Origin of the sequence: Variovorax sp. OAS795, assembly GCF_040546685.1 — a bacterium.
Taxonomy (GTDB): Bacteria; Pseudomonadota; Gammaproteobacteria; order Burkholderiales; family Burkholderiaceae_C; genus Variovorax.
In genome coordinates, this window is record NZ_JBEPOH010000002.1 from 598909 (window position 1) to 624640 (window position 25732).

Sequence of the window (25732 nt, forward strand, 5' to 3'; positions counted from 1 at the left end):
TCACCTTGTTCGCGATGCACAGCCTCCGTGCGCTCCTGGGCCCGCTGCGCGTTTTCGATGCAGTGTGCCGCGCCAAGGGGATCACGCGCGCCGCCCAGGTGCTTCATGTGACGCCCGGTGCAGTCAGCCAGCAAGTCAAGCAGCTGGAGCTCGGGCTCGGCGCGCAGCTGTTTCAGAAATCCGGCCGCGAGATCGAGCTCACCGCGGTGGGCAAACGACTGGCCCACCGCGTCTCGGATGCTTTCGATCGCCTGAACGATGCGCTCAATGACGTGGTCGATATCCCGCCGGACAAGCGGCTGCGCCTCAAAGCGACGCCGAGCCTCGCCATCCGGTGGTTGGTACCTCGCCTGCGCGGCTTCTACGCGCAACATCCCGACATCGACCTCGAGATTTCGACCATTGCAGTGGCCGACGATATCCGGCTCGAGGGCGCAGACTGCGCAATCCGGCATGGCATGGGAGAGTGGGCGGATGTCGAGTTGGACCACCTCTTCGACGACGAATTTCTTCCTGTTTGCGCACCCAACCTGGCCAGGCATTTGAAGACACCTCACGACCTGCTGCAAGCCAACCTGCTGCACTCGATGATGCGGCCGGAAGCCTGGTCGCTATGGTTCAGTTCGACTGAGCTTGTGGAATGCCCGCGCCTGCATGGCATCACGTTGGCGAATGCTGCCTTGTGCTACCAGGCTGCCGCTGATGGATTGGGGGTTGCCATCGCCCAGCGAGCCTACGTTGACGACGACATCCGCAGCGGGCGGCTCGTCGTTGCCGTGGATCACGTCGCCAGAACGGAGTCCGGTTATTACCTGGTCTGCGATCCGCTGAAAGCGGCCGAAGCTCCCGTGAGGCTTTTCAGAGATTGGATCCGTTCTGTCCGGTAGCCACGGGTGCGAAGCGACGCGCCGCATCGCCCATCGCGCGTCAGTCACACTGGCTCCCGTCGCCAGGCGAGCGCAACCATGGCGTGCACGAACGCTGAACGACACCCTTGAAGGAGCAGTGCTCATGAATGCAACAAAGGCCGCATCCATCGCCGTGGTGGGTCCGGGTGCCATCGGCACCGCAGTCGCGGCGGCACTGCACGAAGCTGGTCGCACACCGTTGCTGTGCGGCCGCACACCCCGGGAGTGCCTGACGCTTCAGGATGGCGATCGCGTCATCACCGTGCCCGGTCCGGTCCAAGTGGATCCCGAACAACTGGGGCGTACCGTCGACCTCGTCTTTCTGGCGGTCAAGGCGACACAGATCGAGGCGGCGGCAGAATGGCTCACCGCGTTGAGTGGGCCGAACACCGTCGTGTGCGTTTTGCAGAACGGCGTCGAGCAGTTGGAGGGGATTGCCCTGCATGCCCGGCCCGCGCAGATCGTTCCCGCGGTCGTGTGGTTCCCTGTGCAAGCGCAATCCGACGGCTCGGTGCGCCTGCGCGCAGACATGCGCCTGAGCTTGCCAGACACGCCGCCCGCCCGCGTGGCGGCCGAGGCGCTGCAAGGCACACGCTGCCGCGTCGAGCTGGCCGCAAGCTTCCACGCGTTGGCCTGGCGCAAGCTGCTGCAGAACGCGGTGGCCGGATTCATGGTGCTCACGCAACGCCGCTCGGGAATGTTCGGCCGGCCCGACATCGCCGCGCTCGCACTTGCCTATCTGCGGGAATGCCTGGCCGTGGCTCGCGCCGAGGGTGCAGAACTCGACGACGAGGTGCCGCAGGAGATTCTCGACAAGTTCCAGTCATCTCCCGCAGACATGGGCACCTCCATCCTCACGGATCGCGAAGCCGGGCGGCCGCTCGAATGGGATATCCGCAACGGTGTTGTCGCGCGCCGCGGCCGCGCTCGGGGTGTCCCGACGCCGATCAGCGATATCCTGGTGCCGCTGCTCGCGGCCGCGAGCGACGGCCCTGGCTGATCCTGCGGCCGATGAACGCACTGCGGCGCCGCTTGCCCCTCGCCGTCGACGCCGCAATCCTCAGTGGAGTTGCTGTCCAGCCGGGGTGCGACCACAAGCCGCCACGGCCCTAGTCCGCTTTGAATCCCGAAGCTTTGACCACCGGCTCCCAGAAGGCACGCATTTCGCCGAACCTGGCTCGAGCCTCAGCCGGCGAGCTTCCCGTCTCCACAAAGCCGAGCGTGCGGATCTTGCGCGCGAACTGCTCGGTTGCAACTGCTTTTCGGATCGCAGCGCTCCATTCGGAGACGACGACTGCGGGCGTCCCAGGAGGCAGGCATAGGGCCAATACGCCCACCGCGGTGAGCTCCTTTCGGCCGAGCTCGCCGAACGTAGGAACGTCAGGCAGAAGGGGTGAGCGTTGCGCAGAGGTGACTGCCAGCACGCGAAGCTTGCCGGCGTTATGGTGCTGTGCAAAGTCTCCGACAGTTGAAGTTCCCGCTGCGACACTGGCGCCGACAAGGTTCACGATCATCGGGGCAGCGCCCTGGAACGGGACGTCCTGCAGGGGGGTACCGATGACTTTGGCGATCTGCAATCCCAGGAAGTGGGTCGGGCCACCCGATGCGGCATGGCCGAAGTTGGCATGCTCAGGATGGACGCGCACCCATTGGGCATATTCGGCAAAGCTCTTGACGGGCGAGGATGCGGGTACAGCCAGCGCCATCGGAAACTCGACCACCGTTGATGCCGGCAAGATATCCCGCTGCGCAGCGTAGTTGAGCTTGTTGAAGACGAATGGATAGATCGATTGCAGGAAGTCAGGACACAGCATGGCTACGCTTCCGTCGGCAGGGGCGGCGCGCAGCGCATCGATCGCGATCTTTCCGCCGGCGCCGGGCCTGTTCTCCACCATGACTGTGCGATGGAGCGGCTCGTGCAGCTGATCCGCGAGCGCCCGTGTGACGACGTCGAGCGTCCCGCCAGGCGAGAAGCCCACAAGAATCCTTGAGGGTGGTCGTCTGGCCGACTGCGCGATGGCCGAAGGCGTGTCGAAGGACGCGGCAACGATGAGTGCGAGGCTGTAGAGCCAGGCGGTACTCGGATTCTTCAAAAACTGCTCCAGGGAAATTCAGTGAGGTCAAGTCGGTTGCTGCGGCTCGGCACGAGACCACTTTGGGATGCGAAAGCGCAGCGCCCCCCCACGCTCGAGCCTCTGTGCGAGGCAAAGTCAGCGGCCGCGGAAGACCGGGGCGCGCTTGTCGGCGAACGCACGGCGCCCCTCCAGTCGGTCCTCGCTGTCCCTGAGCACGCCAAAGGCCTGGCGCTCCAGTTCCAGTCCACCCGCCAGTGGCAGCTCGCGTCCGGTCATCGCCAGACGCTTGGCCGCGGTCATCGCCAATGGGGCATTGGCAGCCATTGCGCGTGCCAAATTGATCGCGGTTTGCTGCAGCGCGGAAAGGGGAACGACCTTGCTGACCAATCCGATCCGCAACGCCTCGTTGGCATCGATGCGGTCGCCCGTCAGCAGCATCCACATCGCGTCCGACTGGCCCACCGCGCGGATCAGGCGTTGCGTGCCCCCGGCGCCTGGAATGCTGCCAACGCGCACTTCCGGCAAGCCGAACTGCGCGTTTTCGGAACAGATGCGGATGTCCGCAAGCAAAGCCAGTTCCAATCCACCCCCAAGGGCATAGCCATTGATCGCGGCAATGACAGGCTTGTCGGTCTGCAGCGTGCCGAAATTGGAATGTCGGGTGCCGGCGCGAAAGACCTGGCGGGCTGCGCTGTCGGCGGGCGGCATCGTTTTCTTGAGGTCTGCACCTGTGCAAAACGCGCGCTCGCCCGCGCCGGTCAGGACGACTACGCGGATCTCCTCGTCGCTCGACACCTGGTCCCAGATCGCGAGCAGCTGCTCGTTGGATTCCGGGTCGATGGAATTCATGGCTTCGGGCCGATTCAGGGTGACGATGGCGACGCCATCCTGGACTGTTTTGACGATGGGCATGATTTGTCTCAGTTCGTGGGAGAGTCGGCGGCGATGACCGCTTCGATGTTTGCTGGCGGCATGCCCAGGTCGACGAGCACCTCGCGCGTGTGCTGTCCGAGCGTTGGAGCGGCCCGTCGCGCCCGAGGCCGCTCGCCAACCGCACCAATGACGCTGCGTGGCATCGTCAACGCTCCTGCGACCGGGTGCAGCAAGGTCTCTGTGAGTGCCGCTTCGACGAAGGGCACGGACTGCGCGACCTCGGCATAGTCGTTGATCGGCCCGCAGATGATGTCCACGGCCGCGAACTGCTCGAGCCAGAAGCCACGGGGATGCGCAAGCATGCGTGCTTCGAGCAGGCGCAACAGGGCCTCGCGGTGCTGCAGCCGACTCTTGTTGTCAGCGAAACGTGGGTCCGATGCAAGCTCGGGCGCGCCGATCGCAGTACACAAGGCCTGCCATCGCGCAGGGTGATAGGCCGCCACCATGATCCACCCGTCGGCGCAACGCAAGGCCTCGTTTGGCGTCGAATACGGCGCTGCGTTTCCTTGCGGGACGGGCACATGGCCGTCCGCGAAATAGGATGCGAAAGCCACATGCTGCAGCGCGATGGCGCTGGCGAACATGCTTGCTTCCACATGCTGGCCCAACCCCGTGCGTTGGCGATCCGCGAGCGCAGCCAGGATGGAGATGGTCGCGAACGACCCCGTGACCAGATCGACCACAGGCACCGGCACCTTGCACGGCTCTCCATCAGGCTGGCCGGTGACGCTCATGAGGCCGCTCACGGCTTGCAGTACGCCATCTACCCCCGGCAGGTCTTTGCCAGCCCCGCATTGGCCATACGCCGAGACCGAGCAGTAGATCAGCCGTGGGTTGTCAGCAGACACCGTCGCATAGTCCAATCCGAACCGGGCCATCACGCCCGGCCGAAAGCTCTCCACCACGACATCCGCTTCGGCGATCAGACGCAACGCCACCTGCCGGTGCACCGGCTGCTTGAGATCCAGCACGATGCTGCGCTTGTTTCGATTGAGCGCAAGAAAGGGAACGCCCTCGCCATGGACCCAGGGCGAGAGCGCCCGCGAGAGATCGCCGGTGGGTGCCTCGACCTTCACTACGTCGGCGCCGAGGTCGGCCATGCACAATGTGCAGGTCGGCCCAGCCATCACCTGGGTGAAGTCGATAACCTTCAAGCCCTCGAGAGAATTCGCCAGCATTTACGAGCCCATCTGGATATTGTTGGCGCGGATGATCGGCTCCCATTTGGCCCGTTCAGCTTGCAACATTCGTTGGTACTGGTCCTGTGTGACCGCCATAGGTTCGAGCCCCGCCGCCGTGAGCGTCGCCCGGACCTCAGGGTCCTGCACGGCCTGGGTGACCTCGGCATGCAGGCGTCGCACGACGCCCTTCGAAACACCCTTCGCCACGCAAACGTCATACCAGTAGCTCGCGTCGTACCCTTTCACTCCGCCTTCTGCCAGCGTCGGGATCTCAGGTGCCAGTTCGGAGCGCCTTGCGCTGCCAATGCCCAAAACCTTCAACTGTCCGCTTCGGGCAAATTGAATTGCAGTCGACAGCCCGACGATCGCAAGCGGTAGGTGCCCGCCGATGACATCTTGAACGGCGGGAGCAGTGCCGCGATAGCCGATGTGGGTCAATTGCAGCCCAGCCAGAGAAGCGAGCAGCACTCCGGCGAGATGATGCGGAGTCGCGGGACCAGGAGTTCCATAACTCATACCCGGGTTCTGCTTGAGATAGAGGATCAGTTCGGCCACGGTTTGGGCAGGAACCTTGTTGCCCGCAATCAAAACAATCGGCACGCTCGACAACGGAGCTACCTGCACCAGGTCCGTGGCGGCATCGAATGGCAGTTTGCTGTTCAGGAGATTCAGTAGCGACGTAATGCCGGAGCCTGTCGTCAACGTGTATCCGTCGGGCTTGCTGCGCACAAGTTCGGCATATGCCAGTGCGGCCCCGGCTCCTGGCTTGTTCTCGACGACGATCGGCTGGCCCAACTGCTCACTCAGCTTCTTCATCACGACGCGTGCCGCGAGATCAGTGCCTCCCCCAGCGGTGTAGGGAACGAGCAATCGGAGTTGTCGAGACGGGTACTCCTGCGCGATCGCTGGGGCGGTCGACAACGTACCGAGTGCCGCAAAAGAGTGAATAAATGTCCTGCGTTTCACCACTGCTCTCCCGTTGTTGCCTGGTCTTAGACAGACGGGCTACTCAGACTGCGGCCACCACAGACGTAGAGAAGTTGGCCGGTGACGTAGCTGGAGCCGGGTTCCGCGAAAAAGCGAACGGCGCGACCGATGTCTTCTGGCTGCCCGATACGCTCCATCGGCACGGTCTTGTGAAGACCCTGCCTGACCTCCTCGGTGAGCGTTTCGAACAGTGGGGTCTCGACGATGCCCGGAGCAATGGCATTCACGGTGATGCCCTTTCGCGCGTACTCCAGCGCCAGCGAGCGGGTGAGGCTCACCACCGCGCCTTTGGAAGCGGAATAGGCCGCCTGGCCGCGATTGCCCAGCCAGGCACGAGAACCGATATTGATGATGCGTCCGAACCGGTTTTCCGCCATCTGGGTCAAGACCGCCTTGGAGCAAATGAACTGCGAATGGAGGTTGACCTCGATCACCCGGCTCCAGAACGCCAGATCCATCTTGGAAACAAGCTTGTCTCCACCAATGCCGGCGTTGTTGACCAGGATGTCGATGCGCGCATGGGATGCGAGCAGTTGGGCCACTGTCGACTCCACCTGCTCCACCGAACTCACGTCAACCTTGAAGGTCTTCACGTCGGCCCCCTCGGTCGCAAGGCTGCGCTGGGTTGCTTGCAGGGCTTCTTCGTCGAAGTCCCACAGCGCGATACGGCAGCCGGCCTGCGCCAGCTCGCGGGCGATGCCAAGGCCGATGCCCTTCGCACCTCCGGTCACGACGGCGACGAGGCCTTGCAGCGAGGCAGGCGCGGTTGGATTTGTCTGGTTCATGTCGGCCCGATCAAAGCGAAAGAATATGGATGGCGCAGGCGGCGTGATCCACGCCCCAGATACCGCCCCCAGTCACCTGCGTGAGGCCGATGCGCGCCCCCTGCACTTGCCGGGCTCCCGCGCGGCCTTGCAACTGCTCGCAGACCTCCACGATCTGTGCGACGCCGGTCGCGCCGGGCGGATGTCCCTTTGCGAGAAGGCCGCCACTCGGGTTGACAGGCACCCGCCCGCCCAAAGCCGTCGCGCCGCTGTGCAGCAACGCTGCCGCGTCGCCGCGATCGCAAAGTCCCAGCGCTTCGTAGTAGAGCAATTCGGAGATGGTGAACGCGTCGTGCACTTCCAGCAGGCTGAGATCCTGGGGTCCCACACCGGCCTGCTCATAGGCCAGCCTGGCGGCACGCCCCGTGATCTCGGCCTCCGTCATATCGACCGGTGTGGTTTCGAACAACCCGGACTGCACCACGGACGCCAGGACCTGAACCGGCTTTGCGACGCCTCCGGAAGGTTTGGTGCTGAGGACGAGGGCGGCTGCGCCATCCACCACGGCGGGACAGCACTGCAGCAGTGTGAGCGGCTCAGCCACCGGCCGGGACGCAAGAATCTCCTCGCAGGTCGCCAGCTTTGCAAACTTGGCGATGGGATTGAGAACACCGTGCTTTCGGTTCTTCACGGAGATATCTGCAAGCGTCTCGGGCGTGAGCCCGTGGTCGTGCATGTATCGCCGAGCGCGCATGGCGTACAAGGCGGGCATGATCATCCCCCGCCTGTTGTTCCAGTCTTGTTGGCTCAGTTGCAATGGCCCGCCTCCGAGTCCGCTCAGATGGTCCATCCCGAACACCAGGACGGTGTCGTACTGGCCGACCTTGAGCGCCTGCAATGCGAGATTCAGTGCGGTCGCGCCGCTGGAGCATGCGTTGTCCACGTTGTAGACCGCGCCCCCGTCCGCATGCAGTTCACGCAGTGCCCGCTGCCCCGGCAACATCGCCCCGAGTGCGTTGCCGCAGTAGAACGCCTGTACCTCGGAAAGCCGCGTGCCGGCATCTTCCAGGGCGTCAAGAATGGCCGATTGGACCATGGCCTCTTCGGTGAACTCCGGAAAGCGGCCAAAGTCGGTAATTCCCACGCCGGTGATCATTGGTTGCTTCATTTCATTACTCCTGGAAGGCGTAGTCGGGTGTGCCGTCCGGCAATGCGAAAGGCACCACCCGCACGCGGCTTTCGATCGCGGGGGGGCTTCCATCGAACAAGAGCCGACCGAAGGCGCGAACCCCCGACTCGAAGTCGACCATCGCCAGCCCGTAGGCGGGCTTGTCCTTGCCGGGATGGACCACAGTGAAGCTGTAGAGGGACCCGATCGGCCCGATCTCGACTTCCTCGATCGGCTGGTCGTTGTGAACGAACTCGATCGGCGGAAACTGGGCAGGCTTCCCGCCTGCCTGTGTGGCCACAAGCACCATGCCACGAGAGTTTTCACGGATGTGGGAATCCGTGCGCTTGATGATCTTCAAAGGTGTCTCCTGTTCCGGTGGCGATGGCCACGGCAACAGGAAGTGTGGTGACCCGGGGCCGTCCGGTCATTGGATTTGTGCTGCGAACTCTTTAGCTTTTCTAGAGTGTTCCAAGCGTGTAGTTCTGCTAAAGCGAAAGCAGCCAAACTGCAAGGACGGGGGCCATGCGCACGCGCATACTGAATGAATGAAAGAACAAATAAGCGTTCCAGTCACCTTGATGCGCGGCGGCACAAGCAAGGCTGTGTTTCTCGCACAGCGTGACGTGCCGTCCGATCCGCAAGCGCTGCAGCGATTCCTTCTGGCGCTGTTCGGCAGCCCGGACGTGCGCCAGATCGACGGGCTTGGAGGCGCCGACATCCTCACAAGCAAATGCGCGATCATCGGGCCACCGTCACGACCCGACGCAGACATCGACTACACCTTTGTGCAGATCGGGATCGATCAGCCCAACGTGAGCTTCGAGATCGTCTGCGGCAACATTTCATCGGCCACCGGCGTCTATGCGCTGCAGGAGCGTTTGATCCCCGTGCAGGAGCCCGCCACCACCGTGCGAGTTCACAACACCAACACCGGCAAGATTCTGCGCATGGTGGTGCAATGTGCGCGCGGCGAACCGCGCGTGGAAGGTGACACCGAAGTGGATGGGGTGCCCGCCAAGGGCGCTGAGGTCGCGTTGGACTACTCCGGCACCAGCGGCGCCACCACAGGCAGATTGCTGCCCACCGGGCAGGCACGTGATTCGGTCTACGTTTCAAAACTCGGCCGTGAGATACCCGTCTCGATTGTCGATGTGGGAACGGCGTGTGTCTTCATCCGCGCCGCGGATCTGGGCGTCACCGGCACGGAGCTCCCCGGTCAGCTCAGTTCTGATATCTACGAGATGGCCGAGGAAGTCAGGCGCTGGGCCGCTGATCGTTGCAACCTGCCAGCGTCAGGAACCCTCACGCCCTACCAGATCCTCATTACCCCAGCGCAGGATTACCGAACCATCGGCGGCGATCGAATCGTCAAGTCGTCGGAGATCGACTTCGTGGCGCGCATGGTTCTCAATGGCGGCGCGATGCACAAGGCTTTTCCAGGCGGTGGCTCGGTCTGCCTTTCCGTGGCGGCACAGATCGCAGGGACGATTCCTGCTGAGGCGCGAGGCAGTCATGCCGGTCCCACGCGCATCCGAATCGGCCATCCGAGCGGTGTGATCGGAATTTTTGCGAACGTGGCTCACACTGCCGACGACGAGTGGACGGTCCGGGAAGTGCACTTCACGCGAACCGCCCGGCGGCTGTTGGATGGCACCGCCTACGTGAGGCGAGCCCTTCTCGAGGTGGACTGATCTCACCGAACTGCCGAAGCATCGCAATGACGACACATAATCTTTTTTCTCTGCGAGGCCGCACGGCTCTCGTCACGGGTGGTTCACGGGGTATCGGTCGCATGATCGCCGAGGGATTCCTGGCGCAAGGCGCACGCGTCTACATCAGCGCGCGCAAAGCTGCGGCATGCGATCTGGCAGCTTCAGAACTGTCGAAGAACGGGCACTGCGTCTCGCTGCCGTACGACGTCTCCACGGTCGCCGGCTGCCAGGCCCTGGCCGCTGCCTACGCGCACCATGAGACCACCTTGGACATCCTGGTCAACAACGCCGGCGCTGCCTGGGGAGAGGACTTCGATGCTTTCCCCGAAAGCGGCTGGGACAAGGTGGTCGATCTCAATATGAAGACACCCTTCTTCTTGACGAAGGCGCTGTCCGAGCCGCTGCGCGCCGCGGCCCAGGAGCGTGTGGGGAAGATCATCAATATCGCTTCCACGGATGGCATCGCGCTCAACCCTCAGGAAAATTACTCCTACGTCGCCAGCAAGGCGGGCTTGATCCACCTGACCCGGCGCATGGCGCTGCGCCTGGCGCAGGACAACATCGCGGTCAGCGCCATTGCACCTGGTGCGTTTCCATCCGAGATGAACCGCAACGCGCGCGACCGGGGCGAGGAGCTGTCCGAACACATACCCGCCAAACGCATCGGCACTTCAGATGACATCGCAGGCGCGGCGATCTTCTTGGCGTCGCGTGCAGGTGACTACGTGATGGGCGCTACCCTGGTGGTGGACGGTGGTGTGACCCACGCCCGAGCCTACAGGTGACCGTGTCTATGGGATGGCCGTCGGTGTCCGCGACGCGCTGACCTGAATCGACGTGTCATCCGCCGACCCGAAAGCGGTCGTTGATGTAGGTAGCGGGCGGCTTTCCAAAAGCCTTCTTGAACATCGTATTGAAGGCAGAGGGTGACTCATAGCCCAGGTCATAGGCGACTTGCTGGACGGTCGCGCCACCGGACAGCTCGCGAAGCGCCACGATCATCTGCAGCTGGCGTCGCCAGCGGCCAAAGCTCAGGCCCGTCAGCGACGTGCACAGTCTGTTCAACGTTCGATCGCTCATGCCCAATTCGCTTGCCCAGTTCGTCTGGGTCCTGCGATCGGACGGATCGCGCATCATCGCCGTCGAGATCTTTCTGAGCCTTGCGTCCTCTGGCATCGGCAGGAACATTTCCTCCCTAGGCATCGTGCACAGCTGGTCGAGCAGCACCTGCGCCAGTCGATCCGTCGGCCCATTTGCTTCATAGACGGGCGGCAATCCTGCGAGGAACTGAATCATCTCGCTGAGCATCGGGCTGATGCGCAAGGTGCAGCAACGATCCGGCAACGGGGCCGCGCCCGGCTCAACGAAGAGGTAGAAGATCAGCGCGTTCGCCGTTCCGCGGTTGCTGTGCGGCGTACCCCCGGGAATCCACACGCCCGCCTGGGGTGGAACCATCCACAGGGCACCGGGCACCTCACAAGAGACGGCACCGCGCAGTGCGATCACGAGCTGGCCGGACCGGTGCTCGTGCACAGGGATCTCCCGCTCGCGCGCCGCCACATCGACGCGCAGTGCCATCACGGGCACTGACGGTTCGTAGTCCAGACTTGGCTCGTCGAATTCTGCGCTTCGCATATCAGTCTCTTCATTGTTGCCAGGTCGCGCCGCCCCTGGCGATGACCGAATAGAGAAGTCAGTCGTCCAAGTTTGCAATTCGCGGCTTGCGTGCCGGTCAGTAGCATCGTTGCATGAAAATGATTCGCAGCAAGAATGAAATGGTATCGGCCCAGCCACTGCTCGTTCCTCGGGCCGCGGCATGATCGCGCTGCCGCGTTTCTCTCGGCAGGAATTGCTCTTCTCTCTCAAGAGCTTCGTCGCCGCCATGCTTGCGCTTTACCTGGCGAGCCGCTTCGGGCTCCCCCGGCCCTTCTGGGCCATGATGACCGCCTACATCGTGGCCCACCCTCTGGCCAGCCATGTGCGCTCCAAGGCTCTCTACCGACTTCTGGGCACCTTGCTCGGGTGCGCAGCGTCCGTGGTGCTCGTCCCCTCGCTGTCCGGGTCACCGGAACTACTTTCGCTGGCCGTGGCCCTGTGGGTGGGACTGTGCCTTTATGCTTCGCTGCTGGACCGAAGCGCGCGTTCTTACGTCTTCATGCTGGCTGGCTACTCGGCCGCCTTGATCGGCTTCCCCCTGGTAGAAGCTCCCGCTGCGATGTTCGACACGGCCGTCGCACGGGTCACTGAAATCGGGCTGGGCATCCTGTGCGCCAGCCTGGTCCACAGCATCGCGCTTCCTGCAGGCCTGGGTCCGTCCCTGCTTGGCGTAATGGATCGCGCGCTTGGCGATGCGCGGGAATGGCTCACCGATCTGCTGTGCGAGACACCAACCGGAGCAAGGGACGCTCGAACTGCGGCGGACCGCCAGCGGCTGGCGCTGGACATCACACAACTGCGTCTGCTGTCCACACATGTGCCCTTCGACACCGATCTGCGCTGGACCGGGGGCGCCATCGGCGCCCTGCAAGACCGTGTGGCCGCCCTCACCCCAGTGCTGTCGGCGGTGGAGGATTGCCTGCAAGCGCTGTGCACCGCCACAGGCGGTGTGCCGGACGACATCGGCTCGACCTTCGCGCAGCAATCGCGCTGGCTGGCCCCGGGCGCGACGAACGCGAGATTGGACGAAGCGCGCGCCGCCTTTCGCGCCATCGCGGACGGTCCGGCCGCTTCGCCGTGGATCCGCGCGCTGCGGATTGACCTGGCAACCCGCCTGGAGGACCTGGTCGCGCACTGGGATACCTGCACCACGTTGCGCAACGATATCGACGCTGGCGTTGCCGGGAATCGCGGGCCGTTGAGGCGCACCGCGGCCCTGGATCGCAGGGTGCTTCACCTGGACAGAGGGCTCGCGCTGCGGTCCGCGATCACTGCGGTGTTGGGTACCTGCCTATCGTGTGCCCTGTGGATCGCGACGGGCTGGCCCTCGGGATCGGCTATGCCCATGGGCACTGCCGTCTTTTGCAGCTTCTTCGCCACCATGGACGATCCGGTGCCTGCCATGCACAAGTTCATCACGGCGCTGTCGTGGTCCTTGCCCGTGTCGGCTTTTTATGTCCTGGGGGTCATGCCGCTGGCACATGACTTTGGCATGCTGGTGCTGTGCATCGCGCCTGTGTTCTTGGTGGTCGGGTGCTACATGGCACGACCGGCCAGTTCCTTGTCGGCCCTTGGCATGTTCTTCGGTGTCGCCGGAACGCTCGCCCTTCAAGATACGGCCACCGCCGATTGGGTGAGCTTCATCAGTTCCAACCTGGCCTTGTTCGTGGGTGCGGTGATCGCCGCCCGCGTTACCGCTCTCATGCGCAGCGTGGGGCGCGACTGGACGGCCAAGCGCATACGCCGTTCCACATGGCACGATCTTGCCGATCTGGCCGCCCATCCGCAGGACGCATCCGCTCGAGACGCCTTTGGCTCACGCATGCTCGACAGGATTGCGCAGTTGGCGCCGCGCGTCGCTCCTGACGGTCCCGAAGAGGTCCAGATCGCAGCACACCGCGCGCTGCGCGAACTGCGCATGGGTGCAGACATCGCTGCGCTACAGCGGCATCGGGGGCGCCTTCCGGCAGAACCCGTCAATCAACTCTTCAGGGAATTGGCCCTCATTTTCCGCGCCCAAGGGGCAGGAGCGCCACCGCGGCATGCGTCGCTGCTGCCGCATATCGATCGGCTGTTGCTCGACGCCCTGATGGCGGGCACCAAGCGGCCTGCCGTTGCGGCACTTGTGGGCCTTCGACGCAACCTCTTTCCCACCGCTCCCGCCGCGCTCCAACCATGATCGAAGTCAACTTTCTTGGCGTGCGGTTGCCCTGGCTATTGCTGCTGGCAGCCTGCGCGCTGCCGTGTGCCTGGGCAACGCGCCGCCTGCTGGCCATCGCCGGTGCCTACCGATGGATCTGGCACCCCGCCCTGTTTGACCTTGCGCTGTACGTCCTGGTGCTCGGAGCCTTGGCTTACCTCACCGGCACAACCACCATCTCGTCCTGAAATCCGGACCGCTTCAACCCATGAAATCCGACGCCCTCCCCCTGCCCATCCGGGCTTCCCGACTTGCCCGTCCCTTTGTTCGTCTGCTGATTACCGTGCTGATGGTGGCCGCGGCCGGCTGGGTGGGCTGGCGCTTATGGGACCACTATGAGCTTGCCCCGTCGACACGCAACGGACGCGTGCGGGCCAATGTCGTGCAAGTCGCGCCCGACGTGTCTGGGATGGTGGCGAATGTGGCGGTGCACGACAACCAATCCGTTGCCGCTGGCGCCGTGCTGTTCTCGGTGGACAAGGTCCGCTTCGAGTTGGCGCTGGAACAAGCCCAGGCCACCGTCGCAACGCAGCGCATCGCAATCACCAACCAGCGCATCACACTCGCTCAGGCGCAGCGCGAGAGCAAGCGCAATGCCGACCTGGGCGATCTGATCTCGCTGGAAGTTCGCGAGCAGTCGCGCCTGAAGGTGGACCAGGCCAAGGGCGCACTTCAAGCGGCCGAAGCGGCATTGCGGCAGGCGCAGGCCGCGTTGAACACCTCGAAGTTGAACCTGGATCGCACTCAGGTGCGCGCACCCACAGCTGGGCTCGTGACCAATCTCGACCTGCGCCAGGGCGCCTATGCGAGCGCCGGCCACCCCGTGATGGCATTGATTGACGCGGGCTCCATCTACGTCGAAGGTTATTTCGAGGAAAACAAGCTGGCTCGGATCCGTCAGGGCGACCGCGTGCGGGTCACGCCCATGGGTGGCCCGGCGCTCGATGGCACCGTCGAAAGCATCGCCGCCGGAATCGCTGATCGTGACCGCAGCACCAGCACCAACCTGCTTCCCAGCGTCAATCCCACCTTCAACTGGGTGCGGCTTGCGCAGCGCGTGCCCGTGCGCGTGAAGCTCGATCTGACGTCCTCCGGCACCCGTTTGGTCGCCGGCCAGACGGTCACGGTTGAAATCCTCAAGACTGCTCGGACCTCGGCTGTCACGGCCCGAACTTCGGAAAACCGGGGATGAATGCCATGTCCCTACTCCTGGCCACCGCCGCAGCGGCAAGTGCACTGCTCACCGGTTGTGCCCACCCACCCGTAGGACCGGACTACGTGCCCCCCGCCCCCCTGTCTTTGGCGCAATCCGCTTCCGCGGGCGCCTTCCGATCTGCCGGCCGCAACGCGGCAGACACGACGCTGCCGCCACACTGGTGGAGGCTCTACGACGACCGGCAGCTGGATGCGCTGGTCACACAGGCGCTGAAACACAACACCGACCTGCGGCAGGCGGCGGCCAACCTGGAACGCGTCCAGGCGCTGGCGTCCGAGGTGCACGGAAATGAGAGGCCAACGGTGGCAGCCGGCGGAGGTCCCGGCTTCGGGCATGTGTCGGGCTTGAGCCTTCTGCAGCGCGACGACGAACCGCCCAGCCGCGGCACATACAGCGCGGGTGTTTCCTTGTCGTATCAACTGGATCTGTTCGGCCAGCTGCGCCGCGCCATCGAAGCGGCCGAAGCCGACACCGGCGCCGCCCAAGCGGCGTTGGACCTCGTACGTGTGAGCGTGGCCGGCGGCGTGGCGCATGCCTATGCGCAAGCATGTTCAAGCGGCTATCGCTTGCGCACAGCGCTAGCGTCGGTTCGTCTGCAGGAAGAGGCGATCCGACTCGCCGAGCGGCTCCAGCAAGCAGGCAAGGTGGGGGAAATCGACATTGCCCGTGCGCAAGGCCAGTTGGAACAACTGCGTGCCGCGGTGCCGCCGCTTCGGGCCCAGCGCCAAGGTGCGTTGTACCGGTTGGCAACACTGACCGGCGCAGCACCTCGCGACTTCCCCGCGGCAGTGGCCGCGTGCGAGGAGCCGCCGCGCTTGGTGGGGCCGCTTCCGGCAGGAGACGGCGCGGCCCTTCTGCGCCGGCGGCCCGACGTTCGCCAGGCCGAACGCGGCCTGGCCGCCGCCACCGCCCGCATCGGCGTCGCAACAGCCGACCTCTACCCAAAAGTGTCGCTGGGCCTCTCGGCGAGTTCGGCGGGCTTCCTGGCAAGAATTGGAAACCGGGAAACGCTCGGCTACAGCCTGGGCCCGTTGATCAGCTGGACGCTACCCAGCACCGGCGGTGCCCGCGCTCGCATCGCGCAGGCCGAGGCGGCCACCCGGGGTGCCGCCGCCCGCTTCGACGGGATCGTATTGACGGCACTGCGCGAGGCGGAAACGGCGCTCGATGTCTACGCACACGAGCTGGAACGTCATGCTGCGCTCTCGGCCGCGCGAGATCAAGGTGCCATCGTCGCCCGGCAGGCGCGCACCCTCTATGTCAACGGCAAGACCGGCCAGCTTGAAGCATTGGATGCAGAGCGCACCCTCGCAGCCAGCGAAGCCGCCCTGGCAACGTCCGCTGCCCTGTTGGCAGAGGATCAACTCGCCGTATTCATGGCGCTGGGAGGTGGCTGGGAAGCCGATGAAGTCCTCGTGAATGCCAGGTACTGACGCACACCTGGGCGTTGCTGGTGCGATGGATGGGACAGGCGGAAATTCCTCTGCGCAAATCCGAGCGGGCCGGGATGCTTGATGGATGGGTTTAATCTTCTGAAGACCTTCCTGGAGGTCGCCAACGTCGGCAGCTTCTCACGCGCAGCATGCAAGCTGGGAATCTCCAAGGCCAGCGCAAGCAAGCATGTCGCGACGCTTGAGGCGCGCTTCAACGTACGACTCATGAACCGCTCAACGCGGTCGGTGACATTGACCGATGCTGGAAGGCTGCTCCAGCTTCGCAGCACACCGTTGATGGAGATGGTCGAGTCGACGCAGAGCGAATTGCAGACGCATGGCTCGCGCCCAAGCAGCCGTCTGCGCGTGGCGGGGCTTCACGGGCTCGTGCAAACCGACTTCCCGAGCCTGCTGAGCGAGTTCCTGACTCTCTACCCGGATGTTCATATCGACCTGCAGATCGGCAATCGCGTGATCGATCTCGTGGAAGAAGGCATCGACATTGCGTTGAGGTTCGGCCGTATCGGCGACGAAAACCTCATCGTGCGCCGCCTCCAACGGGTGGAGCTTGCGCTTTGCGCCACACCCGGTTACTGGACGCGGCGCGGCATACCTGCAACACCTGACGACATGCGAAGGCACGACGTGCTCACCTACTCGCTGGCGCCGGGTGCACCGCACCTTCCGTTCGAAGTTGACGGCGTGCCATACAACCTTCCGATCTACGGACGTATGGATGCAAACGACTCGAGCACACTCGTTGCCGCGGCACTCGCCGGCATCGGCGCTGTATGCGTGCCCGTGCAACTGGCTCAGCCGTACATAGAACGCGGCAGCCTGGTCACGGTGCTCAAGGAATTCATGCCACGTGACATCTGGCTCTACGCGGCGTACACGCAGCGCCGGCACAACAGTGCAGCCCTGCGCGCATTGCTGGAATTGCTTGAGCTTCGCATGCGCGGTGGCGCATCCAACGACCTGTCCTAGCGACGATGGCAGGCAACGCCGCCCTGTTCACGCTCTATTCAGAGCGCTGCGCAGAGCGTGAAGCAGATTTTCCGTGGGCATGACATCGGCATACTTGCTTGCCATGTCGAACAGATTCACGGCATGCGACGTCTGCGACCTGTCATACACGGCATCCTCAGGCACAACCACCCTGAAGTTCAGGGCGCACGCATCGATGACCGTCGCACGCACGCAGCCGCTCGTTGTGCAGCCAGTGACGATGACGGTATCCACTCCCAAGCCGATCAGATGACTGGTCAGGGGGGTGCCATGAAAAGCGCTGGCCTGAAACTTGGGAATCAGGATGTCTGCCTGAGTTGGCGCCACCTCGGCAACGAAGTCATATCCGTGCTTCGGGATACCCATGACCCCAGGCACCTTGAGTTCGAATTGACCTCGGTTCTGGGGCCCTTTGGGCGCAACATAGGGATAAAGAATGGGAGCACCCATGTCCCTGAATGTCGCCAGGAGTTTTGCGATGTGGGGCACGGCACGCCAGCCATATTCACCGCAACTCGTTGGCAGCGTCGTGATTGCCTCGTCGATGGGCATGGGTGTATCACCCATCGAGCGATACTGCACGTCGATCACCAGCAGAGCCGGCCGCTTGCCAAGACCGGTAGGTGTCCCCCAGCCGGTCTTTCGATAGATGGCCTGCTCCTCCTCGGGGATGACGCCGTCCCAGGGACGGCCGCGAGTTTCACTAGCAGCAAACATCTCAGACCTCCACAGTCGTCGCATCGTAGGCAAGCAGCCAGTCGTAGCGCTGGCGCACGACGTCGGGGGCCCAGTTCTTTTCGATATAGGGTCGAGCGGTTTCGATTCTCTCCAAAGCCGGGTCGTGGAAGATTTTCAGCATTTCCATCGATCTGGCCTTTGTCAGATTGGTGCGTTCGATGCGCGCCTTGTCGTACCGCTCAAGCGCCTTTTCGATGTCGTCTGGCTGATCTTCCAGGCACCGAGCCAGGACATACGCGTCCTCCATCGTGACATTCACGCCCATGCCCAGATAGGGCGTCATCGAGTGGCATGCATCGCCCACCAATGTCACGCGTCCCTTCGACCAGCGTTCGAGCGGGTCCCGGACGAACAAGCCCCACCGGAAGAGGTTCTCGGAGTTGATGAAGAGGTCGAGGATGTCCTGGTTCCAACCTTCGAAATCCTTCAGCGCATCGGCCAGTTCGCCGCGCTCGGACCATGATTCGGTCTGCCAAACTTCGCTGTCTACCTGGGCAGAGAAGCTCACGAACTGCTCGCCATTGCGTTGAACCGGGTAGCAAGTTACATGCGCCGTCGGGCCCACCCAAGTCGACGCCAAGGCGCGCTTGTGCTGAGGTTTCAGACTGGACATCGGTGCCAGGCCACGCCAGGCCACCGCACCTGTGTAGCGTGCGGGGGCTGGGCCGAACTGCGATTGGCGCACGCGCGAGTGAGCGCCGTCGCAACCCACCACCACGTCGCCTTCAGCGAAGGTTTCGTCATCGAACAACAGCCGCGCGCGATCGCCGATCGTCTCGGCGCCAAAGGAGCGGGCACCGAAATGGACCGCATTCGGCTTGAGTTTGATGACGGCCTCGTAGAGCATGCGCTGCAGTTCGCCACGCAGCACCTGGATTAGCGTGTGGTCTGCCTTGGAATCGTTGGTGTCTCGGTTGTAGACAGAATGTTCTTCGCCTGTCTTCCAGAAACGGATGACGCGATCCTCGGGTGGAAGATTGATTGCCTGCAGCGCTTCCTTCAGACCCAGGTCCGCCATGACGCGGCTGCCGTTCGCCGAGATCCAGAGTCCCGCACCCACTTCCCGCAGTTCAGGAGATTGTTCGTAGATATCGACGTCGCATCCCTTTCGCAGGAGTGAAATGGCAAGGGTCAAGCCGCCCATGCCAGCGCCGGCAATAATCACATGTGGCTTGTTGGCCTTTTGTCTAGCTTGAGTCATTTCGTCTCCGGTTCGAAGCTCAGTGGGTTTTGCACGAGGTCCTTGATGGCCTCGAGGATCTTTACGTATCCCGTACATCGACAAATGTTGCCGCGTAGGAAATGGCGAATGGTTTCTTCCGACGGGTTGTCGTGTAACGAGAGCATCGACTTCACCGCCAGGATCATTCCAGGCGTACAGAAGCCGCATTGCAGTGCGCCATGGGCGATGAATGCGCGTTGGACGGGATCCAGCCGTCCTTCATGCGCCAGGCCTTCGATCGTCGTGACATGGCGGTTGTGGACATCCGCGCACAGCGTCGTGCAACTCGAGGTGGGCATTCCGTCGACCAGGACAGTGCAAGCGCCGCAGACCTGTACATCACAGGAGCGCTTCGTGCCCGTCATTCGAAAGCGCTCTCTCAACACGTCAATGAGGAGTTCTCGTGGCTCGATCTCGACAGACCTTTCCGTGTCGTTCAGCGACATATCCACTCGGACAAGCGGAAAGGTTCCAGTTGATTGGTTCATTTCAAGCACTCCTCGAGGGCGCGTTGAGCAAGGACCGTGATCAGATGCCTCTTGTATGCGGCACCACCATGGAGATCGTCATGCGCATCCATCTTCTCGGCCTCCGCGGTGATCACCGATTCCAGGGCTCGCCATGCATCCTCGAAAGAGGCGTCGGGCGGTAGGCGCTCAGCGGCTTTTTGCGCCTCCAGCAGCGGCGCAGGAACAGCGACGATCGCGCCGACCCAGAGACGCAGGCGCTGCGGCCCTTGCGGCGACCAGACTGCGGCCACGCCGACGGCGGGACGCTCGGTGTGGCCAAACGGTCGATACGCAGATCTGTCGCCCGGCAGCTGTCGAGGCACGTCGATGGATACGAGCAGCTCGTCATCTTCGCGCGCCGTTGCAAATTCGCCGACGTGGAACTCGCGCGCGGAAATGTCGCGTCGACCCGTTGTGCTGGCCAGTGCAAACCGAGCATCCAGCGCGCACAGCATCGTCGGCGCGTCGGCGTGTGGTTCCGCGAAGCAAAGGACGCCGCCAAGGGTCCCCGCGACGCGAACCCGGATGTTCGCCACATGCTCGCTGAGGTGGGCATAGCCGGGAATCAGCTGCTGGACGAGCGGATCATTGGCAATCACGTGATGCGTGCACAGCGACCCAATGCTGAGTGTTCCGTCATCGAGGAGGCGAATGTCGCGCAGCTCTTCGACCTGCTTGATGTCGATGACATGGTCGTACTGCAGCACCCGAGCCTTCAAGGCAACCAGCAGTTCGGTGCCTCCGGCGTGAAAAGTGGCGGCATCTCCGAACTCGGCCTTCAACGCCAGCGCTTCGCGCAGGCTCGTGGGCCGATGGAGCGCAAAGCGCGCTGGACGCATCAGTCGGCTCTCCGTCCAAGTCCGGCTGCAACGCCCAGCATCGGAGCCACGATCCACCATCCTGGTGACTGGGCAAATGCGGTCGTCGCTGCATACGCCACCACGCATGCAACCGCCACGCTGACACCAACGCGCGGCCATTGCAGCACCAGCTCAACCCCGCGGGAAGGCCGGGACGCCGGCGCATGCTGCTGGGAGGAGTACGCATGTTGCGGATGCAACATTGAAGCCGCTTGCACCGAAGCCGATGGCGCTGGAGCCCCAACCGGTGCGCCCGAGATGGGTCGTTCCGCCGGTGCGGCGGCAGCCGGGCCTGCGGGAGATATCGGAGCAACAGGCGTGGCACCGTCTGAGGACACGGGCTCCGAGAAGCCTGCCAGTTCATTGCGCAGCCGCCTCTCGAACTCGCCAAAGAGCTCTTCCGAGCGCTTCTTGACGACCGGATAACCCAGCGAGGCGAGTCGGCCGGCGACCTGCATTTGCGCATCGATTCCCAGCGTGCACTCAACCTCGCCGTCGCCCGACTTCTCATCGAGGTTGACCTTCATGCGGACATCGATGGTCGTTCCAGTGAACTTATCGCGCCCGGTGGCACTGAGCTCGACGTGGCGATCCAGCGTGTAGTCGCCAAGTACGATGGTGGTCGGAAGCTCCAGCTTGAACGGGCCGATTTTTTGTTTCATCAGCGCCGAGAACTGCTTGAGCGGCTCGACCTCCGTCACGTTCTCGCAGCCGGGAATCAAGCCAGCAACGCGCTGGACATCGAAGAAGATGGCCCAGAGCTGGGCGGCCGATGCCGGGAGAGTGGCGTCAATCCTGAAATCCATGTGGTCCTCGTTAGGTTTCTTTGGCTGCCTTGGCCGCCTTGAGCGCTCGCCAGACTCGCTCGGGTGTGAGTGGCAGGTCTTTGATTCGCACCCCCCAGCCTTGGAAGAGTGCATTGGCGACGGCCGGGGCGACGGGGAGGATGGCGCCTTCGCCACCGCCGCGGGAGCCAAACGGACCTGGCCCGTCAAGGCTTTCGATCAGTACGGTTCCCACATGAAACGGCGCGTCCTCCATGGTCGGCACCCGGTAGTCGAACAAGGTGCCGTTCACGACCTGCCCGTCCTCGTACACGTATTCCTCGAAGAGTGTGTGACCCAGGCCCATCACCATGGCGCCTTCGTCCTGACCTTCGGCCGCCTTGGGATTCATGACGTAGCCCAGGTCCGCGGCCCCTCCGACGCGGACCAGTCGGATCGCGCCAGTGCCCTCGTCTACCTCGATCTCGCAGGCGCCGGCGCCGGTTTCCCAGAACAGGGGGGCCAGCTTGAACGCGCCGTTCTTCGTCTCCGAATTGACCCGGCCGACACCAAGGAACTCGCCAGCGCTCATGCCATTGAAGCGCCTGAGCAGTTCGAGGATGGAGATCGATCCGGCCGGCCCTTCGATTCGCCCCTCTTCGAGTTGGTAGTCCTCGGGCGAGCCCCCGAGCACGGTGGCGGCCGTCTCGCCGATCTGGCGCAAGATGTCTTCGCAGGCCATCTGCACGGCCAGGCCGATGATCACCGTCGATCGGCTGGCGCCGGTCCCCCAGTCGTACGGCGCGAGCAGGGTGTCCGGCTCCGAGACTGAAATCATGCGCAGTGGCTGGCGCAGCATCTTCTGCGCAACGATCCGCAGGACACCTCGATTGCCTTGCCCGATTTCGACCGAGTTTGCCGATACGTTGATCGAGCCATCCGCGCGCAGGCGCACCGTGGCCCCGCCGATAGGCATGATGCCCGGATCACTCACGCCGACCGCCACGCCTCGGCCGCGACGCCGTTGCGCCGTCATCGCGGGAAGCGCCTCCAGCGCCCCCACAGCCTTGCGCAGGGAATTGCGCATATCCACGTCCAGGGGACGCAGATCCGGTTTGATGATCTGCCCCTTGTCCGCCATGTTGAACATGCGGAACTCGATCGGGTCTACGCCCAATGCGTCCGCCATGATGTCCATTTGGGACTCTGTCGCCCAGACGGCCTGAGGTCCCCCGATCGATCGGAAGGCCGCGCCTGGAACCGTGTTGGTGTAGACCCCGTATGACTCCAGCTGTAGGTTGGGAATGTGGTACGGGCCGATGGCGCGTATGGCTGCCTTGATGGCGATCGCCGGGCCGGTGTCGGCAAACGCTCCGCCGTTCAGTACGGCTTTGATGGACTTGGCCGTAATCCGGCCGGTTTGATCGACCGCGGTCTTGAGCGTGATTTCGGCATCCAGGCGTCTGCAGGTCAGCATCGATTCGGCAATGGACAGGCAAACACGCACAGGTGCCCGGGCCTTCCAGGACAGTGCCGCCACAAGCGGATCGATCTTGACCGACGCCTTTCCTCCAAACCCACCACCGATGTAGGGCGAGTGCACGCGCACGCATGCCAGTGGAACGCCGAGCGTTTCCGAGCAAACCCGCGCGATGGCGGTAGGCGTTTGGCCGCCGCTCCAGATCTCGAGTGCATGCGGCTTCCAATCGGCGATGCTGACATGCGGCTCCATCGCGAAATGGAACACCATCGGAAAGGTAAAGGTGTCTTCGAAAACGCGGGCTGCCGCCACAAAGGCCTGGTCGACGTCCCCACTGCTGTATTTCCAGTGTTGGAAGATGTTCGTGCCTTCCACAGGACTCGCTTCGCCCCGGAAGTAGAAGTCCTTCAACTTGTCCATGTCTTGATGGACAAGTTCGGCGCCCTCCGCCATCGCTTCTCTTGCCGTTGTCACGAAGGGCAACGGGTCGTACTCGACGACGATGGCATCCACAGCCTCCTCGGCAGTGACTTCATCGATGGCCGCGACCGCTGCGACCGGATCGCCGACGTACCGGACCTTGTCGATGGCGATCACTTCGCGGTCGCGCAGGTAGAGGCCCCACCGGTTGGCGGTCCCAGGCAGATTCTTCATGTCGGCCCCGGTCAGGACCGCAACCACACCCGGCATGGCCAAGGCAGCGCTCGTGTCGATGCTGCGGATGCGCGCATGCGGCACCGTGCTGCGCAAGATCTTCCCTTGCAGCATGCCGGGCACCTCCACGTCGCTGGCGAAGATCGCCGTACCCGTGACCTTTTGGAGATAGTCGGCACGAGGCTCCTGATGGAGCGGAAGTTTCGGATGTGAGTGCATACCGAGAGGAAGAGAGCTACTCGTCCAGCGTGATACGCGACTGGGAGATCACGCCTGCCCAGGTCTTCGTCTCCGCGGCTTGACGCTTTGTGACTTCCTCGGGCGAACTGGACGTCGGCTCGACACCGACTGCGTGCATCCGCTCCTTAACTTCTGCGGAGTTCATGGTTTTTGCAATCTGGGGAACCATCTTCGCGATGACGCTCTTTGGAACGCCAGAGGGCGCATAGAGGGCGAACCACGTGACAGCTTCAAAGCCGGGAAGAACCGTCTCGGAGAGGGTTGGAATGTTTGGCATTGCCTGCGCCCGCTTGGCCGTCGTCACTGCCAGGGCCTTGAGCCTGCCAGCCTTGATTTGCGAAAGCACTGCTGGGCCCTGTTCGATCGCCATCACGACCCGCCCAGCGATCAGGTCCACCACCATGGGGCTGCTGCCCTTGTACTGGACCGGTAGAAGGTCGACCCCAGCACGCTGCTTGAACAGTTCCATGAACACATGCTGGGACGTCCCCTTGCCGGCGGAACCGTAGGCGTACTCACCTGGCTTTGCCTTGAGGTAGGCGATGAGCTCCTGGATGGTGTTGACCGGCAGCGAGGCTGGCACGACGACATAGGAGGGATTGAAACCCAGGATGGAAACAGGCTCGACATGGCTGGCAACGTCCTTCATGCGCGGCAACAGCTGCGGCAGGATGGAAAACATCGATGACGCGCCGATGAGCAGCGTGTGCCCGTCCGCCGGCTGCCGGGAGACGTACTCGGCGCCGATCAATCCAGAAGCGCCGGCCCTGTTGTCAACGACTGTGGGCTGCCCAAACTCGGCAAGTCCATTCGCCACCGAACGGGCGTAGAGATCCGTTGCACCGCCCGGCGGGTACGGCGCAACGATCGTGATGGCTTTGCTGGGAAAGGTCTGTGCTTGTACCGAGTTCGCAAGTACAGCCAGTGCGACACCGCAACACGCTGCAAGCAGCTTTTTCATGGTGAACATCAGTTACTCCAACAAATGGGTCTAGCGAGAAAGTCCATCTTGTTCGTTGCGTACAGCAGAACGAGATATCGTTTGAGGGAACGCTATTCTGTTTGGCGCCACGCTATGATGTCAAGCAGAATTTGGGGGCGGGTTCGAATCAAGGCCCGGGCTTTTTGCTATGTGGGAGATGGCAATGGCGGCCAATCGGTTTAGCTTCAGCCGAAGACAACTTAGAAGATATTTGGAGAGCTACTGATGGCAGCTGAAAAGACAGACGAGCAAAAGGTCGGAGGCGTTGCTGCGGTGGAAAGAGCTTTTGCGATCCTCCACGCTTTCCGCGCGGGCGACACTTCGCTCAACCTGAGTGAATTGGCGCAGCGCACCGGGATGTACAAGAGCACGATCCTGCGAACCATGACCTCGCTGATTCGCGAACATTGCATCGTTCGCCTGGACGACGGCACCTATCAACTAGGCTCGATGCTTCTGCATTGGGGGGGGCTCTATCAAGCGGCCCTGCGACTCGACGATCATGTCCCCGCCATCCTGAGACGGTTGGTTCAGGAAACAGGCGAAGGCGCCTCCTTCTTTACTCGGGAGGACAATCTGCGGGTGTGTCTGTTTCGAGTGGACTCGCCCAAATCTGTGCGCGATCACATCCGGACAGGTGACCTGCTGCCCTTGGACAAGGGCGCTGCCGGCAGAGTCCTGTCCAGCTTCGACCGTGCGCTCACTCCGCCGGCCAACTTTCCCGAGCAGCCGTTCATCGTGACCATTGGAGAGCGCGAGCCTGACATTGGCGCAATTGCTGCGCCGGTCTTCGGGCCCATGGGCAGTCTGCGAGGCGCCTTGGCCATTTCTGGCCCGTCCGCGCGTTTTTCGTCAGATTTCATACCTGGCATGTCGCTGGCCGTGCTCAAGGCGGCCTCAGATTTGACCCGGCGCCTCGGTGGCGACCCTGCCGTTTTCGAAACAGCATCCGCAAAATTTGACTTTGCGGCCATGGTTCCATCGACGCCATCCGCGAGCGCGACCTAGCATCGCGCGCCAGTCTGCGGCGCAAGCCGGT

Annotated in this window: 25 protein-coding genes; 10 read left to right on the plus strand and 15 right to left on the minus strand. The window is 63.2% G+C overall.

What is annotated here, in order from left to right:
• The first annotated feature begins 14 nt into the window (after positions 1–14).
• Positions 15–887 carry a LysR substrate-binding domain-containing protein gene (locus ABID97_RS28395; RefSeq protein ID WP_354403078.1) on the plus strand — a complete coding sequence of 291 codons (873 nt, stop codon included), beginning with the start codon at positions 15–17 and terminating at the stop codon, positions 885–887.
• A gap of 124 nt (positions 888–1011) precedes the next feature.
• Positions 1012–1908: an oxidoreductase gene (locus tag ABID97_RS28400; protein ID WP_354402808.1), complete on the plus strand. Its 897-nt coding sequence runs from the start codon at positions 1012–1014 to the stop codon at positions 1906–1908.
• Positions 1909–2017: 109 nt separating this feature from the next.
• Here ABID97_RS28400 and ABID97_RS28405 read toward each other — a convergent pair whose 3' ends face one another.
• From ABID97_RS28405 to ABID97_RS28435, 7 genes are all read right to left on the minus strand, one after another.
• Positions 2018–3001 carry a Bug family tripartite tricarboxylate transporter substrate binding protein gene (locus ABID97_RS28405; protein WP_354402809.1) on the minus strand — a complete coding sequence of 328 codons (984 nt, stop codon included), beginning with the start codon at positions 2999–3001 and terminating at the stop codon, positions 2018–2020.
• A gap of 117 nt (positions 3002–3118) precedes the next feature.
• Positions 3119–3895 carry an enoyl-CoA hydratase/isomerase family protein gene (locus tag ABID97_RS28410; RefSeq protein WP_354402810.1) on the minus strand — a complete coding sequence of 259 codons (777 nt, stop codon included), beginning with the start codon at positions 3893–3895 and terminating at the stop codon, positions 3119–3121.
• An 8-nt stretch (positions 3896–3903) separates the two neighbouring features.
• A complete protein-coding gene (locus ABID97_RS28415; RefSeq protein ID WP_354402811.1) occupies positions 3904–5094 on the minus strand; it encodes a CaiB/BaiF CoA transferase family protein in 1191 nt (396 codons plus the stop codon).
• Entirely contained in the window at positions 5095–5913 is an 819-nt protein-coding gene (locus ABID97_RS28420; RefSeq protein ID WP_354402813.1) for a Bug family tripartite tricarboxylate transporter substrate binding protein, read from the minus strand.
• A gap of 176 nt (positions 5914–6089) precedes the next feature.
• Complete coding sequence (locus ABID97_RS28425; protein ID WP_354402814.1) at positions 6090–6869, minus strand: SDR family NAD(P)-dependent oxidoreductase; 780 nt, start codon at positions 6867–6869, stop codon at positions 6090–6092.
• A gap of 10 nt (positions 6870–6879) precedes the next feature.
• Positions 6880–8016, minus strand: a complete 1137-nt coding sequence (locus tag ABID97_RS28430) for a thiolase family protein (protein WP_354402816.1) — start codon at positions 8014–8016, stop codon at positions 6880–6882.
• 4 nt (positions 8017–8020) lie between these two features.
• Entirely contained in the window at positions 8021–8377 is a 357-nt protein-coding gene (locus tag ABID97_RS28435; protein ID WP_354402817.1) for a Zn-ribbon domain-containing OB-fold protein, read from the minus strand.
• 187 nt (positions 8378–8564) lie between these two features.
• Between ABID97_RS28435 and ABID97_RS28440 the strand changes: the two genes are divergently transcribed.
• Both ABID97_RS28440 and ABID97_RS28445 read left to right on the plus strand, forming a co-directional pair.
• Positions 8565–9710, plus strand: a complete 1146-nt coding sequence (locus tag ABID97_RS28440; protein ID WP_354402818.1) for a PrpF domain-containing protein — start codon at positions 8565–8567, stop codon at positions 9708–9710.
• Positions 9711–9736: 26 nt separating this feature from the next.
• Positions 9737–10516 (plus strand): SDR family oxidoreductase, encoded by a 780-nt coding sequence (locus tag ABID97_RS28445; RefSeq protein WP_354402819.1) that lies wholly within the window; start codon positions 9737–9739, stop codon positions 10514–10516.
• A gap of 55 nt (positions 10517–10571) precedes the next feature.
• Here ABID97_RS28445 and ABID97_RS28450 read toward each other — a convergent pair whose 3' ends face one another.
• Positions 10572–11366: an AraC family transcriptional regulator gene (locus tag ABID97_RS28450; RefSeq protein ID WP_354402821.1), complete on the minus strand. Its 795-nt coding sequence runs from the start codon at positions 11364–11366 to the stop codon at positions 10572–10574.
• Positions 11367–11547: 181 nt separating this feature from the next.
• On the opposite strand from ABID97_RS28450, the gene ABID97_RS28455 reads away from it, so the two are divergent.
• From ABID97_RS28455 to ABID97_RS28475, 5 genes are all read left to right on the plus strand, one after another.
• Positions 11548–13566, plus strand: coding sequence for an FUSC family protein (locus ABID97_RS28455; RefSeq protein WP_354402822.1), 2019 nt, complete (start codon positions 11548–11550; stop codon positions 13564–13566).
• Positions 13563–13775, plus strand: a complete 213-nt coding sequence (locus ABID97_RS28460; RefSeq protein ID WP_354402824.1) for a DUF1656 domain-containing protein — start codon at positions 13563–13565, stop codon at positions 13773–13775. The genes ABID97_RS28455 and ABID97_RS28460 overlap by 4 nt, the downstream gene beginning before the upstream one ends.
• 20 nt (positions 13776–13795) lie before the next feature.
• A complete protein-coding gene (locus ABID97_RS28465; RefSeq protein ID WP_354402825.1) occupies positions 13796–14779 on the plus strand; it encodes an efflux RND transporter periplasmic adaptor subunit in 984 nt (327 codons plus the stop codon).
• Positions 14776–16236 (plus strand): efflux transporter outer membrane subunit, encoded by a 1461-nt coding sequence (locus ABID97_RS28470; RefSeq protein ID WP_354402827.1) that lies wholly within the window; start codon positions 14776–14778, stop codon positions 16234–16236. The genes ABID97_RS28465 and ABID97_RS28470 overlap by 4 nt, the downstream gene beginning before the upstream one ends.
• 81 nt (positions 16237–16317) lie before the next feature.
• Entirely contained in the window at positions 16318–17223 is a 906-nt protein-coding gene (locus ABID97_RS28475; RefSeq protein WP_354402829.1) for a LysR family transcriptional regulator, read from the plus strand.
• 27 nt (positions 17224–17250) lie between these two features.
• Here ABID97_RS28475 and ABID97_RS28480 read toward each other — a convergent pair whose 3' ends face one another.
• From ABID97_RS28480 to ABID97_RS28510, 7 genes are read right to left on the minus strand one after another with little or no spacing between them, the layout of a single operon-like run.
• Positions 17251–17961, minus strand: a complete 711-nt coding sequence (locus tag ABID97_RS28480) for an isochorismatase family protein (RefSeq protein ID WP_354402830.1) — start codon at positions 17959–17961, stop codon at positions 17251–17253.
• 1 nt (position 17962) lies between these two features.
• Positions 17963–19183 carry an FAD-dependent monooxygenase gene (locus tag ABID97_RS28485; RefSeq protein ID WP_354402832.1) on the minus strand — a complete coding sequence of 407 codons (1221 nt, stop codon included), beginning with the start codon at positions 19181–19183 and terminating at the stop codon, positions 17963–17965.
• On the minus strand, positions 19180–19692 hold the full coding sequence (locus ABID97_RS28490; protein WP_354402834.1) for a (2Fe-2S)-binding protein: 513 nt from the start codon (positions 19690–19692) through the stop codon (positions 19180–19182). The genes ABID97_RS28485 and ABID97_RS28490 overlap by 4 nt, the downstream gene beginning before the upstream one ends.
• The gene (locus tag ABID97_RS28495; RefSeq protein WP_354402836.1) at positions 19689–20552 is read right to left on the minus strand and encodes an FAD binding domain-containing protein; all 864 of its coding nucleotides are present in this window, start codon (positions 20550–20552) and stop codon (positions 19689–19691) included. The genes ABID97_RS28490 and ABID97_RS28495 overlap by 4 nt, the downstream gene beginning before the upstream one ends.
• Complete coding sequence (locus tag ABID97_RS28500; protein WP_354402837.1) at positions 20552–21379, minus strand: SRPBCC family protein; 828 nt, start codon at positions 21377–21379, stop codon at positions 20552–20554. The genes ABID97_RS28495 and ABID97_RS28500 overlap by 1 nt, the downstream gene beginning before the upstream one ends.
• Positions 21380–21389: 10 nt before the next feature.
• Positions 21390–23690: a xanthine dehydrogenase family protein molybdopterin-binding subunit gene (locus tag ABID97_RS28505; RefSeq protein ID WP_354402838.1), complete on the minus strand. Its 2301-nt coding sequence runs from the start codon at positions 23688–23690 to the stop codon at positions 21390–21392.
• A gap of 16 nt (positions 23691–23706) precedes the next feature.
• Complete coding sequence (locus tag ABID97_RS28510) at positions 23707–24681, minus strand: Bug family tripartite tricarboxylate transporter substrate binding protein (RefSeq protein ID WP_354402840.1); 975 nt, start codon at positions 24679–24681, stop codon at positions 23707–23709.
• A gap of 237 nt (positions 24682–24918) precedes the next feature.
• On the opposite strand from ABID97_RS28510, the gene ABID97_RS28515 reads away from it, so the two are divergent.
• Positions 24919–25701 carry an IclR family transcriptional regulator gene (locus ABID97_RS28515; RefSeq protein ID WP_354402841.1) on the plus strand — a complete coding sequence of 261 codons (783 nt, stop codon included), beginning with the start codon at positions 24919–24921 and terminating at the stop codon, positions 25699–25701.
• Positions 25702–25732 lie beyond the last annotated feature (31 nt).